General features: G+C 56.0%; 18 protein-coding genes and 1 tRNA gene. 4 read left to right on the top strand and 15 right to left on the bottom strand.

Annotation, left to right across the window (positions count from 1 at the left end; translation table 11 throughout):
• Nucleotides 1–13 precede the first annotated feature (13 nt).
• The 7 genes from modC to obgE all read right to left on the bottom strand — a co-directional run bounded on the left by modC (nt 14) and on the right by obgE (nt 7350).
• Nucleotides 14–1087 carry a molybdenum ABC transporter ATP-binding protein gene (gene modC / locus EV561_RS12610; protein ID WP_132521895.1) on the bottom strand — a complete coding sequence of 358 codons (1074 nt, stop codon included), beginning with the start codon at nt 1085–1087 and terminating at the stop codon, nt 14–16.
• On the bottom strand, nt 1084–1785 hold the full coding sequence (modB, locus tag EV561_RS12605; RefSeq protein ID WP_132521893.1) for a molybdate ABC transporter permease subunit: 702 nt from the start codon (nt 1783–1785) through the stop codon (nt 1084–1086). The genes modC and modB overlap by 4 nt, the downstream gene beginning before the upstream one ends.
• Before the next feature lie 83 nt (nt 1786–1868).
• A complete protein-coding gene (gene modA, locus EV561_RS12600) occupies nt 1869–2663 on the bottom strand; it encodes a molybdate ABC transporter substrate-binding protein (protein WP_132521891.1) in 795 nt (264 codons plus the stop codon).
• Nucleotides 2664–3215: 552 nt separating this feature from the next.
• A complete protein-coding gene (locus tag EV561_RS12595; RefSeq protein ID WP_207910526.1) occupies nt 3216–3854 on the bottom strand; it encodes a nicotinate-nucleotide adenylyltransferase in 639 nt (212 codons plus the stop codon).
• A complete protein-coding gene (locus EV561_RS12590) occupies nt 3835–5118 on the bottom strand; it encodes a glutamate-5-semialdehyde dehydrogenase (protein ID WP_132521889.1) in 1284 nt (427 codons plus the stop codon). The genes EV561_RS12595 and EV561_RS12590 overlap by 20 nt, the downstream gene beginning before the upstream one ends.
• Entirely contained in the window at nt 5111–6262 is a 1152-nt protein-coding gene (proB, locus tag EV561_RS12585) for a glutamate 5-kinase (RefSeq protein ID WP_132521887.1), read from the bottom strand. The genes EV561_RS12590 and proB overlap by 8 nt, the downstream gene beginning before the upstream one ends.
• Nucleotides 6259–7350, bottom strand: coding sequence for a GTPase ObgE (gene obgE, locus EV561_RS12580; RefSeq protein ID WP_132521885.1), 1092 nt, complete (start codon nt 7348–7350; stop codon nt 6259–6261). The genes proB and obgE overlap by 4 nt, the downstream gene beginning before the upstream one ends.
• An 81-nt stretch (nt 7351–7431) precedes the next feature.
• Between obgE and EV561_RS12575 the strand changes: the two genes are divergently transcribed.
• Nucleotides 7432–8292, top strand: coding sequence for an endonuclease/exonuclease/phosphatase family protein (locus EV561_RS12575; protein ID WP_132521883.1), 861 nt, complete (start codon nt 7432–7434; stop codon nt 8290–8292).
• 75 nt (nt 8293–8367) lie between these two features.
• Here the strand turns inward: EV561_RS12575 and EV561_RS12570 are convergent, their stop codons facing one another.
• The 4 genes from EV561_RS12570 to rplU all read right to left on the bottom strand — a co-directional run bounded on the left by EV561_RS12570 (nt 8368) and on the right by rplU (nt 10358).
• The gene (locus tag EV561_RS12570; RefSeq protein ID WP_132521881.1) at nt 8368–8958 is read right to left on the bottom strand and encodes a GNAT family N-acetyltransferase; all 591 of its coding nucleotides are present in this window, start codon (nt 8956–8958) and stop codon (nt 8368–8370) included.
• On the bottom strand, nt 8955–9611 hold the full coding sequence (locus tag EV561_RS12565; RefSeq protein ID WP_132521879.1) for a GNAT family protein: 657 nt from the start codon (nt 9609–9611) through the stop codon (nt 8955–8957). The genes EV561_RS12570 and EV561_RS12565 overlap by 4 nt, the downstream gene beginning before the upstream one ends.
• 125 nt (nt 9612–9736) lie before the next feature.
• Complete coding sequence (gene rpmA, locus EV561_RS12560; protein ID WP_003543909.1) at nt 9737–10006, bottom strand: 50S ribosomal protein L27; 270 nt, start codon at nt 10004–10006, stop codon at nt 9737–9739.
• Between the two features lie 34 nt (nt 10007–10040).
• Complete coding sequence (gene rplU / locus EV561_RS12555; protein WP_132521877.1) at nt 10041–10358, bottom strand: 50S ribosomal protein L21; 318 nt, start codon at nt 10356–10358, stop codon at nt 10041–10043.
• A 305-nt stretch (nt 10359–10663) separates the two neighbouring features.
• Between rplU and EV561_RS12550 the strand changes: the two genes are divergently transcribed.
• Together EV561_RS12550 and EV561_RS12545 are read left to right on the top strand one after the other, a co-directional pair.
• Nucleotides 10664–10753, top strand: a tRNA-Ser gene (locus tag EV561_RS12550).
• A gap of 285 nt (nt 10754–11038) precedes the next feature.
• Nucleotides 11039–12364, top strand: a complete 1326-nt coding sequence (locus EV561_RS12545) for a DUF6538 domain-containing protein (RefSeq protein WP_132521875.1) — start codon at nt 11039–11041, stop codon at nt 12362–12364.
• Nucleotides 12365–13943: 1579 nt separating this feature from the next.
• Here the strand turns inward: EV561_RS12545 and EV561_RS12540 are convergent.
• On the bottom strand, nt 13944–14555 hold the full coding sequence (locus tag EV561_RS12540) for a recombinase family protein (protein WP_132521873.1): 612 nt from the start codon (nt 14553–14555) through the stop codon (nt 13944–13946).
• Between the two features lie 176 nt (nt 14556–14731).
• Between EV561_RS12540 and EV561_RS12535 the strand changes: the two genes are divergently transcribed.
• Complete coding sequence (locus tag EV561_RS12535; RefSeq protein ID WP_132521871.1) at nt 14732–15250, top strand: hypothetical protein; 519 nt, start codon at nt 14732–14734, stop codon at nt 15248–15250.
• Between the two features lie 148 nt (nt 15251–15398).
• On the opposite strand, the gene EV561_RS12530 is transcribed toward EV561_RS12535, so the two are convergent.
• From EV561_RS12530 to EV561_RS12520, 3 genes are read right to left on the bottom strand one after another with little or no spacing between them, the layout of a single operon-like run.
• The gene (locus tag EV561_RS12530; RefSeq protein WP_132521869.1) at nt 15399–17018 is read right to left on the bottom strand and encodes an IS66 family transposase; all 1620 of its coding nucleotides are present in this window, start codon (nt 17016–17018) and stop codon (nt 15399–15401) included.
• 55 nt (nt 17019–17073) lie between these two features.
• Nucleotides 17074–17436 (bottom strand): IS66 family insertion sequence element accessory protein TnpB, encoded by a 363-nt coding sequence (gene tnpB, locus EV561_RS12525; protein WP_132521867.1) that lies wholly within the window; start codon nt 17434–17436, stop codon nt 17074–17076.
• Entirely contained in the window at nt 17433–17819 is a 387-nt protein-coding gene (locus EV561_RS12520; RefSeq protein WP_132521865.1) for a transposase, read from the bottom strand. The genes tnpB and EV561_RS12520 overlap by 4 nt, the downstream gene beginning before the upstream one ends.
• Between the last annotated feature and the right edge of the window lie 43 nt (nt 17820–17862).

The raw sequence follows: 17862 nt of genomic DNA, 5'->3' as shown, positions 1-17862 counted from the left end.
AGGCCCCTATGTTTCAGGCTTCGAGCGCCACCGTCTTTATGATCGCGAATACGGATTTGCCGACGCTCAGATTAAGCCGCTCGAGGGAAAGTCGCGTCAGGCGAACGAGAATGGAATCACCGGCGCAGTCGATCCGCACTTCAAGCATTCCATCGACGACCCCTCCGATGAAGTCGATCCTGCCTTCCAGTATATTAAGGGCGCTGAGACCCTCGGGGCGACTTGTCGCCAGCATGACGTCGCGGGCCGGAATATGCACGCGGACGGTCTTGCCGACCGCGGGTGATCGGCCGGGAACAAAGAGATGGCCGGCCTTCAACGCGACGACCGTCAGTCCATGATCCCCCAACACATCCTCGACGCGGCCCTCTATCAAGGCGCCGGCTTCGCGGCGGTCTGAGACCTGCGATGCCGCGGGTTGGCTGAAGACGTCCACCGGCGATCCTGTTGTCTCTACCCTGCCGTCACGCATGACGACCACATGGCTGGCAAGCCGCGCGACCTCGGCGATGGAGTGGCTAACATAGACGATCGGGATCTTGGTTTCGTCGCGCAATCGCTCGAGATAGGGCAGGATTTCTGCCTTGCGGGCGTCGTCGAGCGCTGCAAGCGGCTCATCCATCAAAAGCAGCCTTGGCGAGGAGAGGAGGGCGCGACCGATTGCGACGCGCTGCTTCTCGCCGCCGGAAAGCTTGCCGGGTCGGCGATCCAACAGGGCCTCGATGCCGAGCAGGTCGACGACCTGATCGAGATTTTCGCTTCGCTCGGCCTTTGGCGCAAACCAGCGGCCGTAGCTGAGGTTCTGCCGGACGGTCAGATGCGGGAAGAGCCGGGCCTCCTGAAAGACATAGCCGAAGTGCCGGCGGTGGCGCGGCACGAAGATGCGCTTTTCGGCATCTGCAAGCACCCTGCCGTCGAAGACGACGCTGCCGCGATCCGGCCGCATCAGCCCGGCGATGATGCGGACCATCGATGTCTTGCCGGAGCCGGAGCGACCGAAGAGGGCGGTGACGCCGCTCTCCGAAGTAAAAGCTGCGTCGAGCGAGAAGGTGCCCAGCCGATGGCCGATATCGACGGTCAATGTCATTCGAAATCCACCCGGCGGCCGATGAGATAAGCAAGGAATTCGGAGGCAAGGAGAGCCGCCATGGAGATGACCACCGAGATCAGGGTCAATCGCAGGGCCCCGGCATCGCCGCCCGGTACTTGGGTGAAGGTATAGATCGCCGCCGACAGGGTCTGGGTTTCGCCGGGAATGTTGGAGACGAAGGTGATGGTCGCGCCGAATTCACCCATGGCCTTGGCAAAGGAAAGGATCATGCCGGCGATGATGCCAGGCAGGATCAAGGGCAGGGTGATCGTCGCGAAGGTCCAGGCGGGGCTCGCGCCCAATGTTCCGGCTGCCTCCTCCAGCTTGCGATCGACCGCTTCGATCGACAACCGGATGCTTCTGACCATCAGCGGGAAGCCCATGACAGCACAGGCGAGTGCGGCTCCAGTCCAGCGGAAAGAAAAGACGATCCCGAAATACTGGTCGAGAAGGGCGCCGATCGGCCCTTTACGGCCAAAGAGGATGAGAAGAAGGAAACCGGTGACGACGGGCGGCAGGATCAAGGGGAGATGGACGACGCCATTGAAGATCGATTTGCCCCAGAATTTGCCGCGCGCCAGCAACAGCGCCGCGGCAATCCCGAAGGGCAAGCTCGCCAGCATCGCGACTGTAGAGACGCGCAGGCTGAGGAAAATCGCCGTCCATTCGTCGCTGCTCAGGCCCAATGCGTCCAAGATATAGCCTCGCCAAAACAATTCAGGCCCGCCATGTGAAGCGAGCCTGCGCAAATCCGACCGATATCAAGTAAGCGAAATGCTCACTTCAGTATCGTGAAGCCTTCATGCTCGAAGAACGGAGCAGCCTTAGCCGATTTCATGTAATCGAAATAGGCCTGCGTATCCGGGTTCTTGCTGTCGGCAGTGATGGCGACCGGGTAGATGATCGGCGGATGGCTGTCTTCCGGGAATGTACCGGCGATGGCGACGCCCGGATCGGAAGAGACGTCCGTCTGATAGACTATGCCGTAAGGCGCTTCGCCGCGCGAAACGAGCGCAAGCGCAGCGCGTACGCTTTCTGCGCCGGCGACCTTCTTTTCGACGGAGGACCAGAGGCCGAGCTTTTCCAGTGCGGCCTGGCCATACTTGCCCGCAGGCACCGACTTGGGCTCGCCCATGGCAAGGCGTCCGTCGCCGAGCAGACCGGCGAGGTCCATGCCCTGCTTGATCTCGACAGGCTTTGCCTTGTCCTTGGCGGCGACCAAGACGATCTGGTTGCCGAGAAGGTTAACCTGGGTGCCGTCCTTGATCAGCTTTTTCTTGGTGACGTAATCCATCCAGTCGGTATCGGCCGAGATGAAGACATCGGCGGGGGCGCCATTTTCAAGCTGCTTTGCCAACGCGCCACTTGCGGCATAGGAAACGGTTACTTCCTTGCCGGTCTCCTTGGTGAAGGCGGCATCCATGTTGTCGAGTGCGTTCTTCATGCTGGCGGCTGCAAAGACAACAATTTTGTCAGCAGCATGGGCGGGTGCCGGAACGGCAGCAATTCCCAGCCATGCGGCAGAAAGGGCGGCACTTGCAAGCTTGATCCATTGGCGGCGGCGGAAGGCCATTTGTTTCTCTCCTGAGATCGACATATTTCGAGGAATATAACGGCCCCCGAGCTTTGACTAGGGATGTATTTCAAAAAATACAGCGGCCTAAGTCTACGAAATTGATGGGGTTTTGCATCCGGATGGATCAGCTCGCCTCTGAAGCATTCGCCAGTTGCATAGCTTTGACAGGTGATTCGGAGCGGATTCGTTCACGCTATGATGCGCAACGTTACGATTCGTGGGTTTTGAGCGAATCTGGCGGCATATACTTACCATGGAGGATAATCTTTAGGCGAAACTGATACGAAAGAAGCATTTTTTGGGCATGGAATTAGGCGAGGCATGACGTGTATGCATTGCTGCAATGCGCTATCGTATGTTTTATTTCTCATCGCTTATGGTAAAACTTAAACATCGAAACGGCGATCTCCTCCTCCCATAGCCGTTTCGTTGGATCGGCAACACTCCTCCTCCCAGTTGCCGATCAGGTTTGAAGGCCCGACGAATCTCCTCCCTCGTCGGGCCTCTTCATTTTTGGAATTTCCGCAAAAGAAATAAGCCGGCCGGCCTTTACTGGGCAGCGCGCAGAGCCGTCGAGCTCAATGCCGAGCGGCGACCGTGAATGAAGGTCCAGGCCGGAGCGCGCTTCTTCCACAAAACACCGGCATCATCCTCGTCGATCCGCGCATAGTGGAACGTCTTTGCCATCTTGGCCGAGAGATAGGAGAGCGTCGAGCCGGGACGATCGATGACGGCGATCGGAAAGGTCCGGGCGATCTGCTGCCATTTCTGCCAGTGGTGGAAGGTGTTCAGGCTGTCGGCACCCATGATCCATATGAAATGGACATGGGGATTGCGGGCCTTGACGCGGGCGAGCGTATTGGCCGTGTAGCTCACACCCAATGCCTGCTCGAAGGCGGTGACCTTGACGCGCGGACCGGGCGCGATCGCTTCGCTGAGCGCGATACGTTCGGCAAGCGGCGCCAGATGGTTGCGGCTCTTCAGCGGATTGCCTGGCGTAACCATCCACCAGAGCTGATCAAGATTCAGGCGGCGGATGGCGATCTCGGCGACAAGGGCGTGGCCGAGATGGGGTGGATTGAACGATCCACCAAAAAGACCGACCACCATCCCGCGCTCCGTATGCGGCATGCGCAGATAACGGCGATCAACCTCGTCGACGTGCACTTCAGGGCCGAATCTGTCCATTGCCCCGTACGCGATATTTGAAGGACGTCAGCTGCTCCACCCCGACGGGGCCGCGCGCATGCATCTTGCCGGTCGCAATGCCGATCTCCGCCCCCATGCCGAATTCGCCGCCATCGGCGAACTGCGTAGACGCATTGTGCAGCAGAATGGCCGAGTCGATTTCCGTGAAGAAACGCTCGACCACTTCGGGGTCCTCGGCAAGCACGGCTTCCGTGTGGTTCGAGGAATAGGTATTGATATGGCCAATGGCGCCGGAAATGCCGTCGACGAGCGCGACAGATATGATCGCGTCGAGATATTCGGTCGACCAGTCTTCTTCCGTGGCAGGCTTGAGCCCGGGCACGAGGCTGAGAACGTCGGCCGATGCCCGGATTTCGCATCCGGCGGCGGCCAGTGCATCGAGCAGCGGCTTCAGATGGGTCGAGGCGACGGCCTTGTCGACCAGCAAAGTCTCGGCCGAGCCGCAGACGCCGGTGCGGCGCATCTTGGCGTTGACGATGATCGTCCTTGCCATGTCGAGGTCGGCGGATTTGTCGACATAGATGTGGCAGAGACCTTCGAGATGAGCGAAAACCGGCACGCGTGCTTCGTTCTGGACGCGGGCAACGAGGCTCTTGCCGCCGCGCGGAACGATGACGTCGATCGTCCCTTGAAGGCCGCGAAGCATGGCGCCGACGGCAGCGCGGTCGCTGACAGGCACGAGCTGAATGGCATGTTCCGGAAGCCCGGCAGCCTTCAAGCCTTGGACGAGGCAGGCATGGATCGCCTGCGACGAGCGCCGGGAATCCGTGCCGCAGCGGAGGATGACGGCGTTGCCGGCCTTGAGGCACAGTGCACCTGCATCGGCCGTTACATTGGGGCGGCTCTCGAAGATCACGCCGATGACGCCGAGCGGCGTGCGGGTGCGTTCGATCTTCAGGCCGTTCGGGCGGTCCCAGGCGGCAATGACTTCGCCGACCGGATCCTTCAGCGCGGCGATGGCGCGAATGCCTTCGGCCATTTCGTCGACGCGCTTCTCATTGAGCGTCAGACGATCGACGAAGGAGGCGAGCATATCCGTGCCCTTAACATCCTCAAGGTCCTTGGCATTTTCCGAAAGGATGTGATCCCTGTTCGCCAGGATGGCATCCGCCATGGCGTTGAGCGCCTTGTCCTTGTCCTTTGTCGAAGCAAAGCCCAATGGTCGCGATGCAGCCCGTGCCTTACGGCCGATCTCGTTCATGAGAGCGTCGATCTCTGCGGCTGCTGCGACCTTATCAAGCATGGGCTTCGTCCTTCGTCTTCACATATGCTGTCATGACCAGATCATCACGATGGACCATTGCGGCGCGGCCGGGATAGCCGAGGATGGCCTCGATCTCCGATGATTTGCGACCGGTGATCTGGCGCGCCTCGTCCGCATCGTAGCCGGCCAGACCGCGGGCGATCTCCCGTCCGCCGGGACCGATGACGGCGACGGTGTCGCCTCTGCCGAACTGGCCGGAAATGCTGCGCACGCCTGCCGGAAGCAGGCTCTTGCCTGACCCGAGTGCTGTCACCGCGCCTTCGTCGACATGCAACGCGCCGGCGGGCTGCAATTGCCCGGCAATCCAGGTCTTGCGGGCGGTCACCGGCGTGCCCGAAGGGGCAAACCACGAGGAGCGCGCGCCGTTTTCGATCGAGCTCAGCGGATTGTCGGTCTTGCCGGAGGCAATGATCATCGCGCAGCCGGCCCCGGTCGCGATCTTGCCGGCATCGATCTTGGTGCGCATGCCGCCGCGCGACAGCTCCGATGCCGCCCCGCCGGCCATCGCCTCGATCTCGGGCGTGATCTCGGCGATCGTTTCCAAGAACCGGGCATCAGGATCGAGATGCGGAGGCGCTGTGTAAAGCCCGTCAATATCCGAGAGCAGGATCAGCAGGTCGGCGCCGGTCATTGTCGCGACGCGAGCGGCGAGGCGATCATTGTCGCCATAGCGGATTTCGCTGGTCGCGACGGTGTCGTTCTCGTTGATGATCGGCACGGCGCCGATCTTCAGAAGCTGGTTGATGGTGGCGCGGGCATTGAGATAGCGGCGACGCTCTTCCGTATCTCCAAGTGTCAGCAGGATCTGGCCGGCAACGATGCCGTCATGCGACAGGCTTTCCGACCAGGCGCGGGCAAGGGCAATCTGGCCGACCGCCGCCGCCGCCTGGCTTTCTTCCAGTTTCAACGCGCCGGAGGGCAGGTCGAGCACCGAACGGCCGAGCGCGATGGCGCCGGATGAAACCACGAGCACATCGACACCCTTGGCCTTGAGGCCGGCAATGTCGGCGCAAATGCCGTCCAACCAGCTCTTTTTCAGCCCTGTCTTGCGATCGACAAGAAGGGCCGAGCCGATCTTGATGACGATGCGGCGGTAGCGGTCGAGCGGTTTGCGGCTTGTCATGCCTGCTCGTCCTCATCTGCCGCGTCGTCGTCCTCGTCTGACAGGATCATGTCGCGATGGCGCGTTTTTACAGCCTTGGCGGGCTTGTCGATCTCGCTCTTGGTCTCGGCGATGATTTCGCGCAGCGCGCGCAGCACTTCCGTCATGCCGCGGCCGGTTATCGCCGAAATTAGGAACGGCTTGCTGCCGCAGGCGCGCGCCAGTTCCCGCGTCTTCTTCTTCAGCGTCTCTTCGTCCAGCACGTCGATCTGCGACAGGGCGACGATCTCCGGCTTTTCGATAAGATCGTTGCCATAGGCCTCAAGCTCGTGCTTGACCGTCTTATAGGCCTTGCCGACCTTTTCCTCCTGGGCGGACACGAGATGCAGCAAAACGCGCGTGCGCTCGACATGGCCGAGGAAACGGTCGCCGATGCCGACGCCTTCATGGGCGCCCTCGATCAGGCCGGGGATGTCTGCAAGAATGAATTCGTTGCCGTCGACGGTTGCGACACCGAGGTTCGGGTGCAGTGTCGTGAAGGGATAATTGGCGATCTTCGGTCGCGCGCGGGTGACCGCTGCGAGGAAGGTCGACTTGCCGGCATTGGGCAATCCGACGAGCCCGGCATCGGCAATCAGCTTCAGCCGCAGCCAGATGGTCTTTTCTTCGCCCGGTAGACCCGGATTGGCCCAATCGGGTGCCTGGTTGGTCGAGGTCTTGAAATGCGCGTTGCCGAAGCCGCCATTGCCGCCGGTCGCGATGCGGAACCGCTGGCCTTCCTCCGTCAGGTCGCAGATCAGCGTTTCCTGGTCTTCCTCGAAGATCTGGGTGCCGACGGGAACCTTGAGCGTCACGTCGCCGCCATTGGCGCCGGTGCGGTTCCTGCCCATGCCGTGCGTGCCGATCTGGGCCTTGAAATGCTGCTGGAAGCGAAAATCGATGAGCGTATTCAGGCCGTTGACGGCCTCCGCCCAGACATCGCCGCCGCGGCCGCCGTCACCACCGTCCGGTCCGCCGAATTCGATGAACTTCTCGCGGCGGAAGGAGACGCTGCCTGCGCCACCATCACCAGACCGAATATAGACCTTTGCTTCGTCGAGAAATTTCATTTTACTTCTGCCACTCGGTGTCCAGTTGTCCCGTCATGCCGCCTTCGATATAGGCGGTTCAGCCGGAGGTCAAAGATTATCGTGAAGCTCGTAAGCTATAACATACAGTACGGGTTCGGTCTCGACGGCCGATACGATCTCGAGCGGATCGTCGGGAACCTCACCGGCGCCGATATCATCGCCCTGCAGGAAGTAACCCGCGGCTCGCCCGCCAATGGCGGCGTCGATATGGTTGCCGCCATCGAAGATCTGCTGCCGGACTATTTCTCCGCCTATGGCCCGGCCTTCGATCTTCACGCCGAGACTGTCATAGAAAACGGCCGGGCGATTTCCCGCCGGCATCAGTTCGGCAACATGGTCCTGTCGCGCTGGCCTGTTCTGTCGACCCGCACGCTGCTTCTGCCGCGCACCCGAACGGTCGGGAAACTCAATCTGCAGCGTGGCGCGACCGAGGCCGTCATTGAGACGCCCGCCGGCGCGTTGCGCGTCTATTCCGTCCATCTCGATCACGTCTCTCCAGACGAGCGCATCGCGCAGATTTCTTATATCAGGGATCGCGTTCACGGCTTCGTCGCCGAGGGCGGCACCCTGACCGGCGGCGCCGAAATCAATCTCGTCGATCCGCCGTTGCCGGAGGATTACGTGATGATGGGCGATTTCAACATGGTGCCGGAATCGCCGGAATATATCGCCTGCGTCGGCCACAAGGACGGATTCTACGGCCGGACGGCGCGCTTCGACACGCCGATCGACGCGCTCGATGCCGTCGGCTGGCATGCAGGCGATCGCTACAGCTGGGTCGAATCCGGAAATCCTCAGAGGCGCATGCATCTCGATTACTGCTTCATCAATGCCGGCTTTGTTAGCCGGCTAAAATCCGCCCATGTCGATGTCGGGGCGGAGGGGTCCGATCACTTTCCTGTCTGGATCGAGATCGAGTGAATTGCGACCATCGCCGAACGAAAGCGTCCGGCGATGGTTTGTTGATCAGGCAGCCTTCAATCAGGCGGCCCTTACTCAGGCAGCTTGCGGTCCCTGCAGCATTCCCGGCATCAGCACGGTCTCGATATGAGGGACCATGGTGCTGCGCGCGAAGCTGTAGATCTCCGTGCAACCGGTGATGCCGAAGCCGAGCCTCGACTGCAGCTTCAGCGAGGCCGGGTTATCGGCAAAGACGCCGGAGTGGACGGCGGTATCGGGCATGCGGCGGCCGAAACGCTCAAGCGTTGCGGCAACCGCCTCGCCCATGATGCCCCGCTGCCAGTAGTAGCGGTTCAGCCAGTAGGCGAGATGCCAGCGGCCGTGCCTGAGTTCGAGCGACACGACGCCGATATGGACATCGTCGCGTTCGGTTATGGCCAGCGCCCAGTCGCTGGTGACGCCGGATGCGCGGGGGACGAGCCAGTCCAGCGCATCTTGCCGGTCATAGGGTGTCGGCACGCGAGCCATCATGCGCGTGACGGCGAAATCCGACAACGACTGGGCGATTGCGTCCGCATCACTCAAACGATGCGGGCGCAATGTCAGCCGAGCCGTCCGGATGACCGGCGTCGGGCCTGCCTGCGGCAGGACACGATCCTGGCGGCGATGCAAAGTTGCGGCGTTCATCTCAGAACCCCCCAGCTTCGCAGCGAGATCCAGGTCTTGCGGTCGAGCCGGAACCATTCCACCGGCACATTGCTGCCGAGCGCCAGGGAGGCGGCGAGGCCGGAACCCTGGAACTGGAAGCCGCACTTGTGGATCACCCGCCTGGAGGCGACGTTCGTCACCCTGCAGCGGGCGTCGATCTGCTCGACGTCAGGGCGCGTGCGGAAGACCATGTCGATCAGGGCATGGGCGGCTTCCGTCGTATAACCCTTGTTCCAATAGGGTTCGCCCAGCCAGTAACCGATCTCGACAGTTGCCGGATCTTCGGTCGGCTCTATGCCGCAGCACCCGAGAAAGGCGCCGTTGTCGGCTTTGGTGATCGCATAGACGCACTTGCCAATCGCGCCCGCCTTCGTGCGTCGCACGAAATCGGCTGCATCATTGACCGTGTAAGGGTGCGGCATACGCGATACCATAGTGGCGACGTTGGCGTTGTTGGCGAGATGGGCAAGGGCGTCAATGTCGTCTTCGTGCGGCGCGCGCAAAACGAGCCTTTCCGACAACAAGACGGGGCAATCGGTCCTTGACCTGTCAGGCCTCAGCCTTTCCATGGAAGACCTTTGGTCTTCCCGGGGAGACCGCGATTGGCCTTCCCTCAACAATTCGCCTTGCATGTTCAGTCCTCCTGTTTGGACAAAGAAAAAGGGGAGATGGCGCCCCATCTCCCCTGTTTTCTGGACTGAACCTAGTGCGGTCAGCCGGGTCGATGAGACGCCGGCTGTTTTAGAGCGCTACCGGCTTATTCCGCTGCTTCCGCTTTCGGCATTACAGATACGTAGACGCGACCATTGGCCTTCGTTCGGTAGTTCACATTGCCGGCGGTAAGCGCAAAAATCGTATGATCCTTGCCGAGGCCGACGTTGGAACCCGGATGCCATTCGGTACCGCGCTGACGCACGATAATGTTGCCTGCGATGACGGCTTCGCCGCCGAACTTCTTCACGCCAAGGCGCTTGGACTGCGAGTCACGACCGTTGCGCGACGAACCGCCAGCTTTTTTGTGTGCCATTGGAGTTCTCCTTTAAACCTTGTCTCGTGTTCGATTACTGGGCAGCCACGATGTCCGTGATACGGACAACCGTGTGATGCTGGCGATGGCCGCGCGAGCGCTTGGAGTTCTGACGACGGCGCTTCTTGAAGGAGATGACCTTCGGGCCGCGGTTATGCTCCACCACTTCGGCCTTGACGGAGGCACCCTTGACGAAGGGCGCGCCAATCGCAGCATCGGCGCCTTCGCCGACTACGAGGACTTCGGTGAATTCTACGGTTTCGCCAGCGGTAACTTCCAGCTTCTCGATGGTCAGCACGTCGTTTGCTGCCACACGGTACTGTTTACCGCCGGTCTTGATGACTGCGAACATATTATATCCTTTCATGTTCGTTCCGGCTCTGCCCGCAATAGAGCAAGCGGCCGTCTTTTTCTCAGTCGAGGTTTAGCAGGGATTTCGAAGGCCAAGGCCCAGAATTCTGTCTGCCGGTGAAACCCTGCACTATGGCAAGGCGGCAAGGCACGGAATACACCACACCAACTGCGCAGGCGGGATACGCGAGGCCGGCAAAACTGTCAAGACAAAAGCATGACAGACTTCAATATTCGCGCTTGCCATCGTCCGCGACTATGGCTATGTACCGCCCCGCGCAACACATATGCGCCGACCAAATATGCGGAGAGGTGGCAGAGTGGTCGAATGCACCGCACTCGAAATGCGGCATACCTGCAAGGGTATCGTGGGTTCAAATCCCACCCTCTCCGCCATTTTATTGCAGTTTTCACTTTAAATTCAATTGCTTAGCTCGCCGCAGATGCGGCGATGCTACAAATTCTGCTACAAAATCCCCTTGCGACTGGCGCATATTATTCTGTTTAGCCTATTTAGTCTTTCGCGCTTCTTTTATTATCGAAGTAAAGCTGTAATTTAACATTTTCATTGTTTGATAATTTAAAGTATAGATTTTTCGGATTTGAAAATATATTTTGACTTCGTCGGCATTCTGATGTACAAACTCCTCCATTGGCTCAATCTCTTTGGAAGGAAAGCATTTGAAATTAAATTACTTACATAAACGCGATGAGGTATATTACTTTAGAAGAGCGATACCTGCTCACCTTAGGCATAAATTTGGAAATAAATGTGAGTTTGTATATTCTCTCGGAACAAAAAATCCTGAGTTAGCAACTGCTTCTTATCATAAGATGGATAAGAAATACGATTCTATACTTAAGTTGGCGGCTCAAGATCCGGATTTTGTCGGCGCTACTGAATTTAAAAGGTTGGCAGCCGATGTCGGAATTAGTGCGTTTCCTGACGATGTCGAAGCCGTGCCAGTCTCGGACCTTATCGAGGTAGTAGGGGCAAACCTTGATGCCATTCAATCTCTGCCCAGCGACCCGAAAGTTAGGGCTGGAGCTCTAGCATCCGCACTGAACTCCAAGCTCAAGATAGAGGAGATCTACACTAGATATAAGGAGATCACGCGAGACAAGGATTTGAAGCGAACGCCTCGGGAATTTCAGAAAGCACACAAGCCAATTGAGCTCGCGATGACAGAACTTGTCGAGACAATTGGGGATTTGGACGTTCGAAAGCTCACAAAAAGGGATGCATATCGGTTTCGGGACAAGCTTATTTCGGATGTCTCGATCAAGAAAATTACGGCCTCCACGGCAAACAAAAAGATTATGCATCTTCGAAAAATTGTGAGCGCTGTTTTTGAAGTTGACTATCCCGAGCTTCCGAATCCCTTCCAGATCAAAGGGATTGAGGATTCTGTAAGAGGCCATCGAAAAGCGTTCTCGGAGTCGGAAATTGAGGAAATCACTCTAAGACTGAAAAGCAGCACTATGAATGATGAGCTGAAGGCAATCATTTTCGTCGCGATGTATACTGGTGCTGGCTGCAAAGAGTTGGCTTTGCTCACCTCCAGCGACATCGTTCTGGATGCCGAGATTCCATACATCAAAATTGATGCGAATGAGTTTCGGGTGAAGGTAAAGAGCGGAGGGGATCGCCATAGGGAGATTCCGCTCTATGGTGAAGCCCTGGCTTGGATGAAACGCTTTCCAAATGGGTTTGCGAGATATCGCCGTGACAATGGCGGGGAAACTGTCAGTGCGACTGCACGAAAATTTCTAAAGCAATATACCGGCAAGACCTTTTACTGCTTTAGGCATCGGCTTGCCGATCTTCTCAGAAACAGTGGATGCGAAGACCGTCTCGCAAATGCAATTTTGGGGCACAAGCAAGGCGTGATCGGGAACCACTATGGCAACGGCTATACGCTTAAGTCGAAATATAACGCTCTCGCTCAAGCTCACGAGAAAGGACGCGCAGATTTAGAAAAGGACCAGAATATTGATAAACTATAAGATGCGGTTGATTGCAGACCCAAGTTTTCGCTCTAAATTTTTTCAAGATGTAAAAGAATTGCAGTCAACATATGCTGAGAACGGGGATTATGAGTCCTATGTAAAAATCACATACATCTCAAACAAAATAAGAAAATTTACCGATGATATGGCTTTTACATAATTAAATTTTAAATATTATCATAACTTAGAATTTTACATCTCTGATAAATACCACAACATAATTTGGATCATCTTTTCGGCTCTGCGTCTATTGTCAGAATACTGCTTGGACGCTGCCGCTATAAAGCCCGAATAATATATTTCTTGATGTCTTTGGTTGAAGCCAAAGCTATAGAATATTATTACCTAAAATAAATCTCATAAACTATATAAAATGAAATACATAATGGATAAATTATTATGGACTTAAATAATATAAATCACGTATTTGAATGCAATAATGCCTATGAAAACATAATCAATAAAATTGAATTTGATTTAGGGCATGATATGAAGTCAAATAACTTCAATTTAAACAAATACCTACAAAAAACCTTATATTTTGTAACAATACAGTTATATACAAACTTCACTGACGATTTTTATTCTATAAAGCGTCAGAATATTACAAATGAATCCCTTGATAAATTTTATTATCGCCTTTCGTCAATGTTTATCTCTCGATCGGTCGATAATAATTCGAAATATCAACCGCTACTCCAGCTATATTTGGATGATGAGAATTCCCGATACAACGCTTTCATGCGCCCGATCTCAAAGCCGCATTTTCATGGCTTGCTGTTGATCCATCCAAAGACAGCCGATCAGTTTGATAAATTCTATCAGAGCAACGGTCTCTTCGGAACCTCAACGGAAGTAACCATGAGGAACCTAGACCTTTATCCAATTGAGACGGTAACATTTTCGAAGTTCGATCCTGAAATAGGATCGCTCAGAAACTTGATTTCTTACACAACAAAGTTTGCGCGAAATCAGCGTTTCATAAATGGTAATGATGGGGGTATCGAGCTTCTGAGAGTTTACCCACGTACTTCATCAAAGAAGTATCCGTTTTACAAATCACCAACCTGTAAGATTTCAACCAATATTATAATTCAATAAAAATGCGCAAGTAATTTCATCGCTCAAATAATAGAAATATCAATTTATGAAGCCTAATAAAATTTTTGAATTTGAAACATATACAAACATTCGTAGAATTGTGCCTGGATACTATGTTGATATAGTGACCGTGCCATCAAATCTCCCTCTGAATCATCCGGCTCGCCGCGTTTACGATGACCGATCAATTGAGGTTCCCAAAACAAACGGATCGATCTGGCTTACGATCAAGAGTCACTTCGGAAAGGGCCACATTGGAATAGCGGTATTCGCTGCGGGGGAGGATTCAGTCATATGCGAGTGCATCGACATCACCGTGAACAATCCTCATATTCGAAAGAGCATTTCTTGGTGGCTATATCTCTTCGCTGAGGACTATTTTAATTTCCCGGTGGTGTCAGATGCCGATCTGTATAATGAACCGAAGCTTTTCTACTCAGAACAATTCAGAAAGTTCGCAAATAAGCAGCTCTGATTACGGCAACTTTGACAGTCTTGCTAGTGTGGATCTGGAACATCCGGTAGCTGCAACAATTGAACTCCAACTTTGACCAATGGCCAGCATCTTTCGAATTGCAGCATTCCGGATCTTGTCTTCAGGACGCCCCCGATATTTTCCCTCACTTTTGGCTTTCGCAATTCCTTGCGATTGCCGCCTTCTCCGATCTTCATAGTCTTTGCGTGCAAAGGTCGCGAGTAAATCCATCATCATCGAATTGACCGCTTCCAGTATTCGATCTTGGATTTCGTCGGTATCGGTCTTAGCCATCATCCACGAAGTTGGCAGGTCCATTGACACCACCTTCACTCGCTTTGATTGGATTTGCTGCTTCAGGCAGTTCCAGTCGTCCGAATTGAGGCGGCTTAGCCGGTCGATCTGCTCGACCAACAACACATCACCCGCTCCGCAATCGCTAAGAAGCCTAAACAACTCAGGGCGCTTCAACGACGCTCCGGTTTCGTTCTCTGCATAAAATGATGCGATTTTGACGTTTCGCTCAGAAGCAAATTTCACCAACTCTTCTCTGGCGCGATTTGCATCTTGGTCGGTAGTGGAGGCCCTGAGATATGCGCGGACAAATGACATAAAGAAACCATTGGTTCGATTTGAGTGGTTTCACAATAATCGGTTCGTTTTAAATGTCAAATACGATTTATCGAACCAGACATAATCCGGTTCGGTTAAGCTATACGCAAAAGAGACTTCCGCTTAGATTGCGAAAAGCGCTCAATGCCGAGAGAGTGAACGGAGGACGAAAACTGATGAAGGTTATGGGCACCATAGAACAATGTCGGGAGAAACTTTGGAGCGATCTGAATCAATTGCTGGCGGCTATAAGGGCAATCTCCCTGGAATCCCTCTCGTCGGTTGATGACGCAATGTCCGTTCTCTTTTCACTCCGCAAAAAGATCTATGAAGACCTTAACCAAATCCAACATGAGCATGCCCTTATCAAAGCGTTGGAATGGCTTATAGTCTATCGGCCAGCCGTCCAAACCTTTAACTGGCACTGGAATCCGAGATCCACTGGGACAATGAACGAGCCCGACTTACAGGGCATTTTTGGCGATGAGGTTCGCATCGCGGCAGAGGTCACAACATCGGGGAACCCGAAGGGGGTGATTGACAATAGAATGGCGAAGACGCTTGCCAAGCTATCGATTATGAGCGGTGATAGATTTTATTTTGTGGTCTCGCCGTCGATGGCTAAACGGGCTCGAACTAAAGTCGCGAAAAGTGGCTACGAGATCGTAGTCGTTGACTTGTCGGAAGCGATCTAACTGTCCCGCTGCATCGACGGTGGATGCAGGAGCAAGCTCTTTAGTCACCACGCTAGGAAAACACTTGAGCCAGCCTCCCGACGACTTCGAACTTAGGATGCCGCCCTTACCGGCCTATTGCCCGCGTTGTAAGAAGGATAGTAAGCGGTTAGCCGATGGCGTCAGGCTTGAAGTTCCATGGCATAAGTGCCTCGAGCTCGGATACTGGCCAGCCTTTCGCGATGCGGGTCAAGGTCTGGGAAAGCCAGTCGAGCGGATCGACTTTGTTCATTTTGGCCGTCTGGAGAAGCGTGGCCAGCGTCGCCCAAGTCCGTCCACCGCCCTCGCTGCCGGCGAATAGACTGTTCTTTCTCGTAATTGTTTGGGGCCTGATCGCGCGCTCGACGATATTGGAGTCAATTTCGATCCGGCCGTCCGTCAGGAAACGCTCCAGTGCTTCGCGCCGGGTGAGCGCGTAACGGATTGCTTCGGCGGTCTTGGACTTGCCAGAGACCTTGCCCAGCTCCTTCTCCCAAAGATCAAAGAGTTCGGAGACGATTGTTGCAGATTTTTCCTGACGCAGCATGGAACGGCTGTCGGCATCCCGACCGCGGACATCATCCTCGATGCGCCACAGCTCGGTCATCGCGATGATCGTGTCCGTTGCAGCCTTTGAGACACCACTGATGTGAAGGTCGTAAAACTTGCGGCGAAGATGCGCCCAGCATCCTGCGAGCCGGATCGTTTCATTGCTGCCGTCTTTGGCACGCGTCTTGGCGAGACTGGTATAAGCCGAGTAGCCGTCAACTTGCAGGATGCCGCTGAATCCGGCGAGATGACGCACCACGCAGTCAGCGCCCCTACTGTCCTCAAACCGATAGGCCACCATCGGCGGGCTGGTTCCGCCATAGGGTCTATCATCGCGAGCATAAGCCCAAAGCCAGGCCTTCGTCGCTTTCCCCGAACCGGGCGCAAGAGTGGGTAAGGTCGTTTCGTCGGCGAAGATCCTTTCACCCTCCTTGACGCGCTCAAGGATGTAATCGGCGCAAATCTGAAGTTCGAAGCCCAGATGCCCCATCCACTGGGCCATCAACGATCGGCTGATCTCGACCCCGTCGCGTAGATAGATTGCCTCCTGCCGGTAAAGCGGAAGGCCGTCGGCGTATTTGGAGACGGCGATATAGGCGAGCAGCCGCTCCGTCGGCAGGCCGCTTTCGATGATGTGCGCCGGTGCCAAAGCCTGGAGCACGCCATCGTGGCCGCGGAAGGTGTATTTGGGGCGGCGCGTCACGATGACCCGGAACTTCGGCGGCACGACATCCAGCCGTTCGGAGCGGTCCTCACCGATCAGGACCTTTTCCAAGCCCACGTATTCAGCAGGGATCTCCGGCTCGATCACTTCCTCGATGCGTTCGAGATGAGCGGCAAAACCCTTGCGCGGACGTGCTGCCCGTTTCGGCTTGTCCTTGGCCGCGTGATCAAGCTCGCTCTGGATTGCCGAAAGGCCGGTCTCGACTTCCTCGAAGGCAAAGGACACCTGCTCGTCATTGACACCACGGCGCAGTCGCTCGGAACGGGTGCCATGTTGGGTACGCTGCAGAACCTTCAGGATCGATGTGAGGTTGGCAATCCGCTCGTTGGCGCTCTTCTCCACCGCCTCCAACCGGGCGATCTCAGCTTCAGCGGCCTTCAGTCGGGCTTCTTTCGCAGCCTGCTCGCGCGCCATCGCGAGGACCATCGCTTTCAGCGCGTCAACGTCGTCCGGCAGGTCGTGAGGGGGCAAATCCATGGCAATGAGTAGAGCACAAAAACAGCCGTTTTCCCAACCATTACAGCGGCATGATTCATCTTGCCGCAGGCGCTGTCAGCCCGTCAACAAGGGTCGCCTGACCTTGGCCGGGCGGATCTTTTTCCAATCCATTCCGGCCAGCAACGCCATCAGCTGAGAATGGTCCAGCCGGATCCGTGCCGCCGATATGCCCGGCCAGCAGAAGCCCTGATTCCAGGGTTTTCGAATAGAGGCAGACCCCGCTGCCATCCCACCAGACAATGCGAATACGATCGGCCCGTTTCGAGCGGAAGACGTAAAGCGCGCCATTGAAGGGATCGAGACCGCCATCCCGCACCAGCGCCATCAACGAGGCGGCCCCCTTGCGGAAGTCGACCGGCTGGCACGACACATAGACCACCACACCCGAAGCGATCATGCCTTGCGAACCGCCCGTAGAACCCTCACCAGGTGATCGGCGTCAAAATCGCCGCCGACGCGCACGACCATATCCGCAATGACAATATCGACCGAGCCGTTGCTTACCGTTTCAACGCGCGCGAACTTGATCTGATTGCCCGTTCCCTCTGTCAGGGGTGCAACAACGCCCGATGCCAGTGCCTTGCGACGCCACCCATAAAGCTGCGAGGGATCCAAGCCTTCAGACCGGGCAACCGCCGAGACATTGGCCCCAGGCTGCAGCGTCGCGGCGACGATCCGCGCCTTTTCGTCATCCGACCAGTCCCGCGGCTTGCGTCGTCTTCGCACGGGCTCCGCGGTCAAAATCTCAAAGGTTCGAGGCTGATTCACACTATCACTCATAGGACTCTCCGCATGACTCATGCAGAAAATCGCCGATCAGCAG

Origin of the sequence: Rhizobium sp. BK376, from assembly GCF_004341625.1 — a bacterium.
Classification (GTDB): Bacteria; Pseudomonadota; Alphaproteobacteria; order Rhizobiales; family Rhizobiaceae; genus Rhizobium.
The sequence above is the reverse complement of the archived record's forward strand: the minus strand, read 5'-3'. Positions and strand labels throughout refer to the sequence as shown.